This window comes from Streptomyces sp. CRN 30 (genome assembly GCF_034105845.1).
Genome location: NZ_JAVRHI010000169.1, coordinates 104,666 through 118,671, shown reverse-complemented (window position 1 = coordinate 118,671; position 14,006 = coordinate 104,666). Strand labels below are relative to the sequence as shown.

Here is a 14,006-nt window from a genome sequence, read left to right as displayed (position 1 = left end):
GTCACCGGGGCGTGATGACCCAAAGCGAAGGAATGAAAATGGCCGGCAACGGTTTCGACCAGATCTTCCCGCTCGGTGAGAAGAACGACGCCTACGCGCAGTACTTCATAGGCCAGAGCTACCTGGCCCCGCTCGCCTCGGGAAGCGTCGCCGTCAGCAATGTCTCCTTCGAGCCGAGCTGCCGCAACAACTGGCACATCCACCATGGCACGAACGGAGGCGGTGACCAGATCCTGCTGTGTACGGCAGGCAGTGGCTGGTACCAGGCCGAGGGTGAGGACCCCGTCAGCATGCGGCCGGGAACGGTGATCCGCGTTCCCGCGGGTACGAAGCACTGGCACGGTGCGAAGGCCGACTCGTGGTTCTCCCACGTCGCCTTCATCACGCCGGGCGAAGGCGTCAGCAATGAATGGCTTGAGCCCGTCACCGACGAGGTGTACGGCGCGCTGCCGAAGAACGGAGCGAACGCATGACCGTCCTGGACGAGACCTACACGCTGGCCAACGGCGTCGAGATCCCCAAGCTCGGGCTCGGCACCTGGTTCATCGACGACGACAAGGCGGCCGAGGCGGTCCGCGCGGCCGTGGAACTCGGCTACCGGAACATCGACACCGCCCAGGCGTACGGCAACGAGCGTGGAGTCGGTGAGGGTGTGCGCACCGCCGCGGTACCTCGCGAGCGGCTGTTCCTGTCGACGAAGCTCGCCGCCGAGATCAAGGACTACGACCAGGCGGTCGCCTCGATCGACGAGTCCCTTCACGAGCTCGGCCTCACCTACATCGACCTGATGCTCATCCACAGCCCGCAGCCGTGGGACGACTTCCGCGGCGGCGACTACGCCGAGGGCAACCGCGCGGCATGGCGTGCGCTCGAAGAGGCCCATCGAGCCGGCAAGATCCGCTCCATCGGGGTGTCCAACTTCCAGCGGCAGGACCTGGACAACCTCCTTCAGGGCGCGACGGTCGTGCCGCACGTGAACCAGTTGCTCGTCCACGCCGGCAACACCCCCGCCGAGCTCTTGGAGTACTGCTCGGGCAGGCAGATCCTCGTCGAGGCGTACTCGCCGATCGCGCACGGAGCGATCCTGGAGAACGCCGAGGTCCGGGCGATGGCGGAAAGGTACGGTGTGTCCGTCCCGCAGCTCTGCATCCGCTACACCCTGCAACTGGGCACGGTGTCGTTGCCCAAGACGGCCAATCCCGACCACATGCGTGCCAACGCCGCGGTCGACTTCGAGATCTCCGGCGAGGACATGGACGCCCTGCGGGGCCTGCGCGACGTGGACTACGGCGAGCACAGCGCGTTCCCCGTCTACAGCGGCAGGTGACACTGAGGCGGCCGCCACCTTGCGCCGGCACGGGTCGCCATGCATGCCAGGGACGAGACCGGCGACAGGGTGCCGGGCGGGACGCTCCATGGCTACTACATGATCAAGCCGGGCTGGGTCATGCTCCTCGACCGCGAACCGGCCCAGGGCGAGACATGGAAACCGTTCGTGAACGGCCGTGCGGGGCCGGCGCCGGTGCGGTGGTCAGCGGGCCGCCGCCGATCGGGCCCGCTGATAGACAGATGCGATGACGGATGACGACGCGCGGGGATTCCAGGCGGGGCAGTCGGCGTTGACAGTGAGGGTTCCGGAGGCGGAGCCTTTGGTGCGAGCGTGGCGTGACCGGCTTGATCCCTCGGCCGCTGCCGGTATTCCGGCGCATGTCACCGTGCTCTTCCCGTTCATCGCCGCGAGCCGTGTTGACGAGGGTGTCTGCGCTGCGGTCCACGAGGTGGTCGGCCGACACCGGTCCTTCGAGGCCCGGTTCGACCACTGCGGCCGGTTCCCTGGAGTGCTGTATCTCGCCCCCGAACCGGACACCGGCTTCAGGCGTCTCACCGAGGCGATCGTGGAGCGGTGGCCGGAACACCCGCCGTTCGGCGGGCAGTTCGACGATATCGTCCCGCATCTGACCGTCGCCCGGGGCCAGGACGAGGCAGTACTGGAGGAGGCCGAGGCCGGCCTCCTCACCGGTCTCCCCGTCGTCGCCCGGGTCTCGTCGGTCGACCTGCTGGTCCACGACGGGGCACGGTGGCGCGGACGGGCCTCCTTCCCGCTGGCATAGGCGTGGTCGCGTGGTCGCGTGGTCGCGCGGACGCCCGTCGCGCCCGCACCACGCGCAGGCCCTCGCGTCGAGCCCGGCGCGTGGCCGCCGTCACCGGTGAGGCGGTACCAGCCGCTCCCGCAGCGTCGTCAGTTGGTGGGACTGTTCGACGGCGCGTGTCTCGTCCAGGGTGGTCAGGGCCAGCAGCAGGGCGTCGGCGGCCAAGAGGCCGGTCAGGGATTCGTTGGTGTTGCCGGTGGGGGTGTGCGGCGCGGTGAGTACGGCGTCGACACGGTCGCCGAAGGTCTCGCCGAGTTCGTCGGTGATCAGGACGATCGCGGCCCCCACCGCGCGGGCCCGTTCCACCAGGACGGTGAGTTCGTGCAGGGGCCGGGCCGGCTGGAAGACGACCACCGCGTCCCCCTGTGCGAGGGGCAGCAGATGGTCGGCGAAGGCGAACCCGGTGGCTCCGCTGAACCGGGAGCGGCGGCCCAGCCGGCCCAGGGACAGGGCGAGGTGGCGGGCGCCGAACTCGCAGGCGGCGACGCCGTAACAGAGGACCTCACGGGCCGAGGCCAGTGCCTCCACGGCCCGCTCGAAGGACTTCGTCGCGGTCAGGCGCCTGGCCTGCTCGATGCGTTCCTGCGCCTCGTCGAACACGTCCGCCCAGATGCTCTCCAGGTCCTGGCCCACATGTGAGATGCGCTGTCTGAGCCGGACGTCGGGCGCCTGTGAGGCGGTGAAGTCCGCGGCCAGTTCCCGTTTGAGGGCCGGCAGGCCGGCGTAGCCCAGGTGCTGGAGGGTGCGGACGACGGTGGCGTTGCTGGTGCCGCTGGCGGTGCCCAGCTGCTGGGCGCTGGCGAACATGACCTGCTCCGCGGGCGCACTCGCGAGGTACTGGGCGACGGTGCGCTCGGACGCGGAGAGCGCCTCCCACAGATCTCGGATCGCGGTCCGCAGGCGCACCAGTCCGCCCGGACCCACACTGCCACCCTCTGGAACATCCATTACGTCTCTTGACTTCCTCGGTTTGGTGATTACGATCTGAGCAACTTGTTCCAATGATGTTCACTCTTGGAACGGATGTTACAGCACCGTAAACCCCCCGAGGAGCCCCGTCATGCAGCACGTCCTGCCGGTCATAGAGATCTCCGGGACACCGGTGGAACGCGGGCGGCAGTACGGCGAAGCGGTGCGCTCCCGCATCGGCGACGCCATCGGCTACTACACCGAAGCCTTCGGCGAGGCGTCCGGCCTGACCTGGGACCAGGTCACGGCCCGCGCGCAGCTCTGGCTGGAGCCGGTACGCGACCACGATCCCGACCTCGTGGAGGAGATGCGGGGGATAGCCGACGGGGCGGGCGTGGGCCTGCTCGACGTACTGGCGCTCAACGCACGCGGCGAGGTCATCTACGACTCCACCTTCAGCCGGCTCCCGGAAGAGGAGGAGGCAGCCGAGGGGTGCACCTCCTTCGCCGCCCACGGGCCGGCCAGCGGTGACGGCCACGTATGGGCCGGGCAGAACTGGGACTGGCGGGCGGCGGTGGCCGGCACCGTCGTCATGCTGCGCGTCGTCCAGCCGCCGAAGCCGACCCTCGTCATGCAGGTGGAGGCCGGTCAGATCGGCCGTCAGGGCGCCAACTCGGCCGGCATCGCGCTCAACGCCAACGGACTGGGCGGACGCTTCGACGACACCGTCGGCCTGCCGCAGACGGTGATCCGGCGCAGCGTGCTGGACCGGTCCAACATCAGCGACGCCCTGCGCGTACTGTGCCGCACCCGCGCCCACATCGCCGGCAACGCGCTGCTCACCTGCCGGGAGGGCTTCGCCATCGACGTGGAGACCACCCCGGCCGGTCACCGCTGGATGTATCCCACCGACGGCCTGCTGGTGCACGGCAACCACTACCAGGCCGGCATCCCCGCCGCGCTCGCCGCCGACTACCGGCCGCTGGCCGCCGACTCCCTGGTCCGGGTGCCCCGCGCCGAGCAGGGGCTGCGGCGACTGCGCGACTCCACAGGCCCCGACGAGTCCCGCAAGACCGTCCAGCAGGCCATGTCGGACCACCTCGGCTTCCCCGAGTCGCTGTGCACCCACCCCGACCCGCGCAGGTCCCCCGTACGGCAGTGGCAGACGCTGGTCTCCTCCTGCGTCGATCTGACCTCCGGCGAGTACCACGTCACCGCGGGCACCCCCTGCGACCGCGACTACCAGCACCTGCCCTGGAACCTCTACGACGGCCCCCACGCCCCCCAGTAGCACCCCTCCCATACCCCCCCCAGTAACACCCCCCCATAGCCCCCCAGTAGCACGCCCGCAGTAGGCCGAAGTCCCCCCGCACGCCGCAGAAACGAGCAGTCTCCGCACCACCCTTTCCGCTCAGGAGCCACCGTATGAAGTTGAAGACCTCGATCGCCGCCCTCGGGCTGGCGGGCATGACGGTTCTCGTCACCGCGTGCAGCGGCGCCGACACCGGCCCGGCCGGGGGCACGGCCCGTGACGTGACCCAGTTGGAGCTGACCCCGACCACGGCCGCGGCCGACGGCGAGGTGGACAGCGTCAACTGGCTGCTGGAGGACGAACCCGACTCGCTGGACCTCGACACCCAGGGCGGCAGCGCGGGCCGCACGGTCCTGACCAACGTGTGCGAACGCCTGTACCAGTTGCAGCCGGACATGTCCGTGCGGCCGTGGCTCGCGGAGAAAGCCGCCCGGCCGGACGACAAGACCCTGGTCCTCACCGTGCGCGACGGTGTCACCTTCCACGACGGCACCGCGATGACCGTCGACGACGTACTGTTCAGCCTGCGCCGGCACGCGGACCCGGACATGTCCGAGGCCGACGAGTTCGAGAACGTCACGTCGATGAGGAAGACCGGCGCCCACGAGATCACCGTCGCGTTCAAGGAGCCCGACGCCCTGTTCACCAAGGCGCTCGCCGGCGACGCCGGACTCGTCTACCAGCGCGAACGGGTCCAGGAACAGGGCGAGGACTTCGGCACGCCGGGCCAGGCCGACGCATGCAGCGGCCCGTACCGGCTCGCCTCCTGGAAGTCGGGCGAATCCGTCACCCTGGAGCGCTACGACGACTACTGGGGTGACAGGCCGCTGACCCGCGAGGTCGTCTTCCGCTGGGCCGAGGACAGCGCCATGGTCAACGCCCTGCGCACCGGAGCGGCCGACGGCGCCTACACCGACTCCGTCGGCACCGCCGCCGCCCTGGACGGCAAGAAGGGCATCGACCTGCACTTCGGGCCCAGCACCGCCACCCTCGACCTCATCCCCACCGAGCGCGGCGGACTGGCCGACCCCGACATCCGCGAGGCCCTCTCCCTGGCCCTGGACCGCACCGGCATCGCCAGGTCCGGCTACGGCGGTCTGGCCCAGCCGTGGGCCACCCCCGTCGGCTCCGGCGCCTGGGGGTACGAGAAGGACGCCTTCTCCGCCGCGCAGGAGAAGCTGACCGGCGCCCCCGCCGCACCCACCGCCGCCGACATCGCGAAGGCCAAGGAACTCGTCCGGAACGCCGAGCGTAAGCCCGACGGACCTGTCGTCATCGGCACCGACAGCACCCAGGGACGCCTCGTCATCGCCAACGGCGTCCGCGCCGCACTTCAGCAGATCGGCCTCAAGGCGCAGATCAAGACCGTACCGTCCGCCGAGTACGGCGAGTTCTACGGCGACAGCTCCGCCCGCGCGGACATCGACGTCCTGGTCGCCGACTGGTACATCTCCAAGAGCGACCCCGTCGGCTTCTACGACAACGGCGTCTCCGGCGACTCCAACAACTGGGTCGGCTTCCACAGCGCCGCCTACGACAAGAAGGTCGAACAGGCCAAGCGGACGCTCGACGACGCCGAGCGGGCCGCACTGGTCATCGACATCCAGCGCGAGTTCGCCGACGCGGCCGTCTGGATCCCCGTGGCACAGACCCCCACCGCCCTGGCCCTCGGTGACAGGCTCACCGGCCCGCCGGCGTCGATGGCGTACCTCTACCACCCGTGGGCCGCGTCGCTCGGCGCGAAGAAGGGCTGAGCATCATGACCGTCCGTATCCGAAGGGCCGAACGCCCATGATCGTCCGTATCGGCAGACGGCTCGCCGGCCTCCTCGCCACCCTCCTCGCGTCGTCGTTCGTCATCTTCGCCGCGATCTACGCCGCCCCCGGCGACCCCGCGGTCTTCCTCGCGGGCGGCCGTGACACGCTCACCCCCGAACGGCTGGCCGGCGTGCGCGAGCAGTACCACCTGGACGAGCCGCTGGTCCTCCAGTACGGCCGGTGGCTGTGGGACTGCCTCCACCTGGACCTGGGCCGCTCCTTCCAGTACGGCGACGAGGTCGCCGACCTGCTGGCCGCCCGCTTCCCCACCACCCTCGAACTGGTCGCCTACGCCACCTGTCTGTTCGTCGTCCTGGGGGTGAGCGCGGGCGCGCTCGCCGCGCTCAACCGGGGCCGCTGGATCGACTCGGCCGTCGTCGGCGTCACCACCCTCGCCGCGTCCGTGCCCTCCTTCGTCGGCGGCATCGCCCTGGTCGCGCTGTTCGGCGTGCAGCTCGGCTGGTTCCCCGTCACCGGCAGCGGGGAAGGACCGGCCGGCACCCTGCACCACCTCACCCTGCCCGCCGTGGCCATGGCCCTGGGCGCGCTCGCCGTCGTCAGCCGGGTCACCCGGCAGGCCGTGGTCGACGCCGACGGCGCCGACCACGTCGCCGTGGCCCGCTCCTCGGGGCTGCCCGAACGCGAGATCGTCCGGCGCCACGTGCTGCGCAACGCCCTCGGCCCGATCGTCACCATGTGCGGCCTCGTCACCGCGGGCATGCTCGCCGGGACCGTCGCCATCGAGACCGTCTTCGGCCTCAGCGGCATCGGCTCCCTGCTGGTCGGCGCCATCAACAGCCACGACTTCCCCGTGGCCCAGGCCGTCCTGCTGCTCATGGTCACCTGCTACGTGGTGGTCACCACCCTCGTGGACCTCGCGCACCCGCTGCTCGACCCGCGCCTGAAGTCGGCAAGGAGCTACGCATGACCGCCGTACCCGCCGACGCCCCCGCTCCGGCCCGTACCGTACGGCGCACCCGGCGCCCGGCCGCCGCCTACGTCGCCACCGGCTTCCTCGCCCTGGTCGTGGTCGCCGCCGTGCTCGCCCCGCTCCTCGCGCCGTACGCACCCGACGCGGTCGACCTGTCGTCCTCCCTGGTCGGCACCGGCGGCGAGCACCCGCTGGGCACCGACGCCTCCGGCCAGGACCTGCTCTCCCGTGTGCTGTACGGCGCCCGCACCAGCCTCATCGCCCCGGTGCTGCTGCTCGCGCTCGCCGCCGTCATCGGGGTGAGCCTCGGCACCCTCGCCGCCTGGCGCGGCGGCTGGGTCGACACCCTCGTCTCCCGCCTCACCGACGTCATGTACGCCTTTCCCGGGCTGCTGTTCGTCGTCCTGATCATCGCCGTCTTCGGCACCGGCATGACCACCTCGGTGCTCGGCCTCGGCCTCGCCTTCGCACCCACCATCGCCAAGTACACCCGCAGCGTGGCCCTCGCCGAACGCGCCAAGCCCTACATCGACGCCTACCGGGTGCAGGGCATGGGCGGCACCCGGATCTGCGTACGCCACCTCGTGCCCAACCTCGCCCGGTCGATCGCCGGATACCTGGTGGTCCTCTTCGGCGAGGCGCTGATGAGCCTGGCCACCCTCAGCTACCTCGGCTTCGGCACCCAGCCGCCCAGCTCCGACTGGGGACTGATGGTCCAGGAGGGCCAGTCGGCCATCGTGCAGGGCGCCCTGCTGCCCGCGCTCGTGCCCGGCACCGCCATCGCCGCCGTCGTCGTGGCCTTCAACGTCGCCGGGGTGCACCTCGCCGACCGGCTCGGAACCAGGAGGTAGCCACCTCGTGCTGCTCGACATCGACCGTCTCACCGTCCACCTGCCCGGCGCCGCCCGGCCGCTCCTCGCCGACGTCTGTCTGCGCGTGGCCGCGGGCGAGATCGTCGGACTCGTGGGGGAGTCCGGTTCCGGCAAGTCCACCACCGCCAAGGCCGTGCTGCGCGTCCTGCCCGACGACGCCTCGGCACACGGCCGGGTCACGGTCGCCGGAACCGACGTACTGACCATGCCCGACACCGCACTGCGCGAACACCGCGCCCGGCGCGTGGCGATGATCCACCAGAACCCGCGCTCCGCCCTCAACCCCGTCCACCGCGTCGGTGACTTCCTGGTCGAACGCCTCCTGCGCACCGGCGACCACGACCGCCGCACCGCCCGCGAGCGAGCCGTCGAACTCCTCGGCACCGTCGGCCTGAGCGACCCCGCCCGCCGCCTGCGCCAGTACCCGCACGAGATGTCCGGCGGCATGCTCCAGCGTGTCGTCATCGCCGGCGCGCTCGCCGCCGGCCCCGACCTGATCCTCGCCGACGAGTCCACCAGCGCCCTGGACGTCACCACCCAGGCGGAGATCCTCGCGCTCCTGCGCGACCTGGGACAACGGCGCGGGACCGGCATGCTGTTCATCACCCACGACCTGCACCTGGCCGCCGCCTACTGCGACCGCGTCTACGTCATGTACGCGGGCCGGATCGCCGAACACCAGCCGGGGCGCCGCCTCTTCGAGCACGCCCGCCACCCCTACACCCGCGGACTGCTCGACTGCTCACCCGAACTCGGCGTGTCCCGCCCGCTGCGGCCCATCCCCGGGCGGCCCCCGTCGCTCGCGGACGGCTTCGACGGCTGTCCCTTCGCCGCCCGGTGCCCCGACGCCGAACCCGCCTGCGAGGCATGGGCGCCACAGGCGGTGCGACTCCCCGACGGCGGCGAAGCCACCTGCCGCCGGCTGCCCGAGGCGGCGGCAGCCACCACCGCCGGAGCGACTGCGAGGAAGACCGCATGACCACCCCTGTGCTGACGGCCGACGGGCTCCGCAAGACCTACCGGCTCTCCGGCGGCGACACCCTGGTCGCCGCGGACGACGTGTCCTTCACCCTGCCGACGGGCGGATCGGTCGGCATCGTCGGCGAGTCCGGCTCCGGCAAGACGACCGTCGCGCGCATGCTCGTCGGCCTGGTCCGGCCCGACGCGGGAGCCATCCGCGTCGACGGACGGGACCGGGCGGCGGGCCGGTGCAGAGGCCGGGGCGAGCGCCTGGCTCGGGCCCGGGAGATCCAGATGGTCTTCCAGGACCCCTACCTCTCCCTCGATCCCCGCCTCACCGCACGCCAGTGCCTGGCCACCACCCTGCGCCTGCACGACGCGACCGACGTCGGCGGACGGATCGGGGAACTCCTGGACCGGGTCGGTCTCGGCACCCGCGAGGCGGACGCCCGCCCGCACGAGATGTCCGGCGGACAGCAACAGCGCCTGGCCATCGCACGTGCCCTGGCGGTGAACCCGCGCGTCCTCGTCCTGGACGAGGCGGTGGCCGCACTGGACGTGTCCATCCAGTCGCAGATCCTCAGCCTGCTCGTCGCCATCCGACGCGACACCGGCCTGGCGCTGGTCTTCATCAGCCACGACCTGGCCGTCGTCCAGCACGTCACCGACGAGACGGTGGTGATGCGGCGCGGCACGGTCGTCGAACAGGGGCCGACCGAACGCCTGCTCACCGCCCCCGAGCACGCGTACACGCAACTGCTGCTCGCCTCGGTCCCGCGCCACGGCTGGGACCCGGCGGACGCGGTACGGGCCCGCCGGACCGCCACTGGAGCAGGTTCCGGCGATCGGTCGCGGGGTGCGGGGTGCGGGTGACCGTCCGGTAGTCACGGCCGTGCCCCGGCGCGGCCGGCCGAACCCGTGGCGCACCGCCCACCGCCCACCGCGCCCGTGCCGTAGCGACAACTGTGACGCACTGATCACCGAGAGCTGACATGTCTCCCCACGCTCCTGGGCATGCATCGGCCGCATTCCGATCCCCACATCAGGAGTGGTAGGCACCGTGAACAGCTCCGCCGCAGCGCTTCCCCCCACCCCCACCCCCACCGCCCCCGGCGGCCTTCCCCTGCTCGGCCACGCCCACCGGCTGGCCCGCGATCCGCTGCCCTTCATCACCTCCCTCAAGCAGCAGGGAAGCGTCGTCCGCATCCGCATAGGCCCCAAGCCCGCCTACGTCGTGACCGATCCCGCCCTGACCCGCCGGGTCCTGGTCACCGACGCCGCCGACTACGCCAAGGGCGGCACGATCATCGACGCTCTGCGCGTCTTCTTCGGCGACGGACTCGCCACGGTCGCGGACGGCGAGACGCACCTGCGCAACCGCCGCCTCATGCAGCCGATGTTCAACAAGTCCCATATCGCCACCCGCGGCGCCGCGATGATCGAACACGTCACCGCCCAGGTCAGCGCCTGGCAAGACGGCGGAGAGCGGGACGTGTACGCGGACATGAACGACATCACGCTCGGAGCCTTCCTGGTCGCCCTGTTCGGCACGGACCTCCCGGCGCATCTACAGCGTGAATCCACCGCCCTCATGCCCGCCATCATGGAAGGAACGATTCGGCAGACCGTTCTGCCGTCGTGGATCACGCGGCTGCCCCTGCCCGCGCACCGGGCGCACGCCCGGCGTGTGGCCCGCCTGCGGGCCCTCATCGACCTGGCCATCGACCACGCGCGCCGGCCCGGGAACGGCGAGCCGTCGGAACAGGCCACACAGGCGGAACTCGCGGGCTGCCCCCACGCAGCCCAGGCGGCTGCCCCGCAGGGCCTGATCGCCACCCTGCTGACCGCCGAGGAGTCGCTGAGCCGTCAGCAGTTGCAGGACGAGGCCATCACCCTGCTCACCGGGGCGATCGAGACCACCGGCACCACGCTCGCCTGGACGCTCTACGAGATCACCCAGAACCCGGCGATAGAGAGCGGACTCCGAGCCGAACTAGCCGACGTCTGCGCCGGCCGGCCCCTGCGCCCCGACGACCTGGACCGACTTCCCTACACACGCCAGGTGCTGCAAGAAGCCGTGCGCAAGTACGGGCCGGCGTGGATGGTCACCCGGACCGCCACCCGCACCGTCGACCTCGGGGGCCACCGCATCCCCAAGGACGCGGACGTCGTCTGGAGCCCGTACCTGCACCAGCACGACCCGGCCTACTTCCCCGACCCGCAGCGCTTCGACCCGGACCGCTGGACGGCCGAACGGGCTCCCGCGACCCGAGGCTCCTTCCTCGCCTTCGGCGACGGGCGACGCAAGTGCATCGGTGAGAACTTCGCCTGGACCGAGCTTTTGATCATCCTCGGCACCATCCTCCAGACCTGGCCCCGGATCGAACTGGCCTCGCGGCCTCCACGCCCGCAGGCCGTCGTGACCGTCAAGCCCGACTCCATGGCCATGGCGTTCCACGCCGAGCGCGGACGACGGGCGCTCTCAGCCTGAGCCCCAGGCCGAAGACCGCGGACCGAGGACCGAGGACGGCGGCCCGGTGTCGAAGAGGCCGGGCCGCCGCGGTCCCCCACGCCGCGTGCGGTGGGCGGCGGTCAGGGGCACGGGGGCGTGTCGGCGCGCCGCTCCTGAACGCGACGCGTCGCGTCACAGCGCTCGCACCTGAGGATCGCCCGGTGCGGCGGGTGCTGAAGGGGAGGGCGCGCGTACGGACAGCCGGTGGTGGAAGACGTTCCGGGGGTCCCAGCGGGCCTTCGCCCGCTGGAGGGCGGGGTAGTTGGCGCCGTGGTACAGCGTGTGCCAAGGCGTTCCCGAGGTGTTGTGGCGGGGGTCGGCCAGGTCGGCGTCGGCGTAGTTGATGAAGGCCCCCGTCCGCGCGGGCACGCCCCCGGTGTCCGCGTACACGTCCCGGTAGAGGGCGCGCAGGAACCCGCGGTGCTGTTCGTCCTCGGCGGCCCGCTCCCAGCCGGTCAGGAACATGACCTTGAGGACGGAGCCGCGGTGGGCGGTGGCCGTGGCGTGGGACGGCACCGCGTTGACCTGACCGCCGTAGGTGTTGAGGCTGACGATCCCGGCGGGGTACGTGTAGTCGGTCCTGGTGAGGTGATGGTGGACGGCCCGCACCTGCCGCCGGGTCAGGGCACGGTCGGCGTACGCGGACTTCACTGCCAGCCGGTACAGCGGGCCGGGCACGTCCGGGCTGCCGATGACCGACGCCGCGGTCAGCCAGGACAGGGTGTGCGTCTGGACGACGGGCCTGGCCGCGACGCCGGCGCCGAGCGCGGCGAGTTGGTCGTCGAGGACGCGGCGGGCGGACGACCCGGTGTCCGCCACCTGGCCGAAGAGGACGACACTGCCGGCGGCCGCACGGTTCAGGAGGAGTTCGCTGTAGAGGCGGGCGGCCCTGGATCCGGGGGCGGAGTTGCGCTCCGCCCAGGCGCCGTACGCGTCGACGAGTCGGGTGAAGGCGTCGCGGTCCAGGTCCTTCCACGACCACTCGGCGCGGAAGGAGAGCACGGAGCGGGGCGGTTCCGGCAGGTCACGGAACCAGAAACGGGTGACGACGCCGAAGCTGCCGCCCCCGCCGCCGGTGTGGGCCCACCACAGGTCGCGGTTCGGGTCGTCCTCCTCGCGGGTGGCGACCACCGCGCGGGCCCGCCCGGCCCGGTCCACGACGACGACCTCCACCGCGTACAGGCGGTCGACGGACAGCCCGTGCAGCCGGCACAGCGTGCCGTAGCCACCGCCCGGTACGTGACCGCCCAGTCCCACGTCGGTGCACCATCCCGCGGGCAGGGTCACACCCCAGCCGACGTACAGGTCCCGGTAGGCCGCGCCCAGCCCGCAGCCCGCCTCGACCATGAAGGCCCCGCGGTCGTCGTCGTAGCGGACGGCCGTCATGCGGGACAGGTCCACGACGACGCGGACGGTGTCGTTGTCCACGAAGTCCTCGAAGCCGTGGCCGCCGCTGCGGGCCACGACGTGCCGGCGTCGGCGTACGGCCTCCTGCACCGCGTGGACGACCTGGGCGGTCGTGGTGGGGAGGTGGATGCGCCGGGGGTGGCCGCTGAAGCGCCGGTTGTAGCCCCGGGCGGCGAAGGCCTCGTAACGGGGATCGCCGGGTGCGAGGACGAGCTCGGCCGGCGACGGTCGCGCCGTACGGGTCTCGGCGGCGGCGGACGTACTCGGCGGACCGGCCGCCCCGGCCGTGGCCGCCCCGGTCGCGGCGGCACTGACGGCACTGACGGCAGCGGTGCGCAGGACGGTACGTCGGGTGGGATCGGACATGGCTCGGTTCCCTTCCACGGGGGATGCCGGGTACGCGGCAGTGCACGGAGGCCGCCGCCGACAGCGCCGACGGTAGGGCGCGGCGAAGCGGGCGGGTATCCGGCTGGCCGGTGTGCCGAAGGTGGAGACAGCCCCCCGGGGCAGGACCCCGGGCACCCCCCCCCGGACACGCCCCGCACGAGGTCAGGAGGCGGCAGGCTCAGACGCCGTGCTCACGTGGTCGTGCTCCCGACGTCGGTCACCGAGCCGAGGTCCGTGTCCGGTTCGGCGACTCGGGCCGGCGACCAGAAGAGCAGGGCGACGCCCGTCGAGGCGGGGTCGGGAGCGCCGAGGGCGCGCTCGCCGATGTACGAGGCGCGGCCCCGGCGGGCGACCATGGTGCGGTCGCCGGGTTCAACCTCGCCGACGCGCTGGATGGCGGCCAGGTCCTCGCGCACGCCGGCCGCCCAGCCGTCACGGCTGTCGCAGTCCTCGGTCAGCGCACGGCCGCTCTCCTGGAAGAGCAGACCGATCAGCGGCCCGCTGGTGCCGCCGACCTCGTCGAGGAAGACCCCGGCGGCGACGGCTTACGGCGTCTCACCGAGCCGGTCGGCGAACTTGGCTCCACCACCTCGCCGCGGTGCCCGAGGGGACCGCCGGACCGATGCTCGACGACCGTATCGACAGCGCGTACCGCGAAGCTCTCGGCGCGTCCCGGCATCACCGTCGCCGCCACCCGCCCCGGTGGCGCGGGCGCCCCTGACACGCTCCTGCAACGCGCCACCGCCGAG

At 71.9% G+C, this 14,006-nt stretch carries 12 protein-coding genes and 1 pseudogene; 10 read left to right on the top strand and 3 right to left on the bottom strand.

The annotated features are described in order from the left end of the window. The first annotated feature begins 38 nt into the window (after positions 1–38). The 3 genes from UW392_RS17010 (at position 39) to UW392_RS17000 (ending at position 2,111) form a co-directional block, all read left to right on the top strand. Positions 39–473: a cupin domain-containing protein gene (locus UW392_RS17010; protein ID WP_320775859.1), complete on the top strand. Its 435-nt coding sequence runs from the start codon at positions 39–41 to the stop codon at positions 471–473. Next, positions 470–1,327, top strand: a complete 858-nt coding sequence (locus UW392_RS17005) for an aldo/keto reductase (protein ID WP_320775858.1) — start codon at positions 470–472, stop codon at positions 1,325–1,327. The genes UW392_RS17010 and UW392_RS17005 overlap by 4 nt, the downstream gene beginning before the upstream one ends. 247 nt (positions 1,328–1,574) lie before the next feature. Beyond that, the gene (locus tag UW392_RS17000) at positions 1,575–2,111 is read left to right on the top strand and encodes a 2'-5' RNA ligase family protein (RefSeq protein ID WP_320775857.1); all 537 of its coding nucleotides are present in this window, start codon (positions 1,575–1,577) and stop codon (positions 2,109–2,111) included. Between the two features lie 90 nt (positions 2,112–2,201). On the opposite strand, the gene UW392_RS16995 is transcribed toward UW392_RS17000, so the two are convergent. Further along, on the bottom strand, positions 2,202–3,098 hold the full coding sequence (locus UW392_RS16995) for a MurR/RpiR family transcriptional regulator (RefSeq protein WP_320775856.1): 897 nt from the start codon (positions 3,096–3,098) through the stop codon (positions 2,202–2,204). A 112-nt stretch (positions 3,099–3,210) separates the two neighbouring features. Between UW392_RS16995 and UW392_RS16990 the strand changes: the two genes are divergently transcribed. The 7 genes from UW392_RS16990 (at position 3,211) to UW392_RS16960 (ending at position 11,442) form a co-directional block, all read left to right on the top strand. Next, the gene (locus UW392_RS16990) at positions 3,211–4,350 is read left to right on the top strand and encodes a C45 family peptidase (RefSeq protein WP_320775855.1); all 1,140 of its coding nucleotides are present in this window, start codon (positions 3,211–3,213) and stop codon (positions 4,348–4,350) included. Between the two features lie 134 nt (positions 4,351–4,484). Then, entirely contained in the window at positions 4,485–6,125 is a 1,641-nt protein-coding gene (locus UW392_RS16985) for an ABC transporter substrate-binding protein (RefSeq protein WP_320775854.1), read from the top strand. 37 nt (positions 6,126–6,162) lie between these two features. Then, positions 6,163–7,116: an ABC transporter permease gene (locus UW392_RS16980; protein ID WP_320775853.1), complete on the top strand. Its 954-nt coding sequence runs from the start codon at positions 6,163–6,165 to the stop codon at positions 7,114–7,116. Continuing rightward, a complete protein-coding gene (locus UW392_RS16975) occupies positions 7,113–7,970 on the top strand; it encodes an ABC transporter permease (RefSeq protein ID WP_320775852.1) in 858 nt (285 codons plus the stop codon). Before UW392_RS16980 ends, UW392_RS16975 begins: the two co-directional genes overlap by 4 nt. Before the next feature lie 7 nt (positions 7,971–7,977). Further along, on the top strand, positions 7,978–8,970 hold the full coding sequence (locus UW392_RS16970) for an ABC transporter ATP-binding protein (protein ID WP_320775851.1): 993 nt from the start codon (positions 7,978–7,980) through the stop codon (positions 8,968–8,970). Next, positions 8,967–9,824 carry an ABC transporter ATP-binding protein gene (locus UW392_RS16965; protein WP_320775850.1) on the top strand — a complete coding sequence of 286 codons (858 nt, stop codon included), beginning with the start codon at positions 8,967–8,969 and terminating at the stop codon, positions 9,822–9,824. Before UW392_RS16970 ends, UW392_RS16965 begins: the two co-directional genes overlap by 4 nt. A 187-nt stretch (positions 9,825–10,011) precedes the next feature. Then, positions 10,012–11,442 (top strand): cytochrome P450, encoded by a 1,431-nt coding sequence (locus UW392_RS16960; RefSeq protein WP_320775849.1) that lies wholly within the window; start codon positions 10,012–10,014, stop codon positions 11,440–11,442. 153 nt (positions 11,443–11,595) lie between these two features. Here the strand turns inward: UW392_RS16960 and UW392_RS16955 are convergent, their stop codons facing one another. Both UW392_RS16955 and UW392_RS16950 read right to left on the bottom strand, forming a co-directional pair. Continuing rightward, positions 11,596–13,236 (bottom strand): FAD-binding oxidoreductase, encoded by a 1,641-nt coding sequence (locus UW392_RS16955; RefSeq protein ID WP_320775848.1) that lies wholly within the window; start codon positions 13,234–13,236, stop codon positions 11,596–11,598. Between the two features lie 212 nt (positions 13,237–13,448). Then, positions 13,449–13,799 (bottom strand): annotated as a pseudogene (locus tag UW392_RS16950) (DAK2 domain-containing protein); the annotation flags it as partial. Between the last annotated feature and the right edge of the window lie 207 nt (positions 13,800–14,006).

What these genes read in the sequence shown, in the direction of transcription:
- UW392_RS17010 (WP_320775859.1), top strand. Translation starts at nt 39, where the DNA reads ATGGCCGGCAACGGTTTCGACCAGATCTTCCCGCTCGGTGAGAAGAAC.
- UW392_RS17005 (WP_320775858.1), top strand. Translation starts at nt 470, where the DNA reads ATGACCGTCCTGGACGAGACCTACACGCTGGCCAACGGCGTCGAGATC.
- UW392_RS17000 (WP_320775857.1), top strand. Translation starts at nt 1,575, where the DNA reads ATGACGGATGACGACGCGCGGGGATTCCAGGCGGGGCAGTCGGCGTTG.
- UW392_RS16995 (WP_320775856.1), bottom strand. Translation starts at nt 3,098, where the DNA reads ATGGATGTTCCAGAGGGTGGCAGTGTGGGTCCGGGCGGACTGGTGCGC.
- UW392_RS16990 (WP_320775855.1), top strand. Translation starts at nt 3,211, where the DNA reads ATGCAGCACGTCCTGCCGGTCATAGAGATCTCCGGGACACCGGTGGAA.
- UW392_RS16985 (WP_320775854.1), top strand. Translation starts at nt 4,485, where the DNA reads ATGAAGTTGAAGACCTCGATCGCCGCCCTCGGGCTGGCGGGCATGACG.
- UW392_RS16980 (WP_320775853.1), top strand. Translation starts at nt 6,163, where the DNA reads ATGATCGTCCGTATCGGCAGACGGCTCGCCGGCCTCCTCGCCACCCTC.
- UW392_RS16975 (WP_320775852.1), top strand. Translation starts at nt 7,113, where the DNA reads ATGACCGCCGTACCCGCCGACGCCCCCGCTCCGGCCCGTACCGTACGG.
- UW392_RS16965 (WP_320775850.1), top strand. Translation starts at nt 8,967, where the DNA reads ATGACCACCCCTGTGCTGACGGCCGACGGGCTCCGCAAGACCTACCGG.
- UW392_RS16955 (WP_320775848.1), bottom strand. Translation starts at nt 13,236, where the DNA reads ATGTCCGATCCCACCCGACGTACCGTCCTGCGCACCGCTGCCGTCAGT.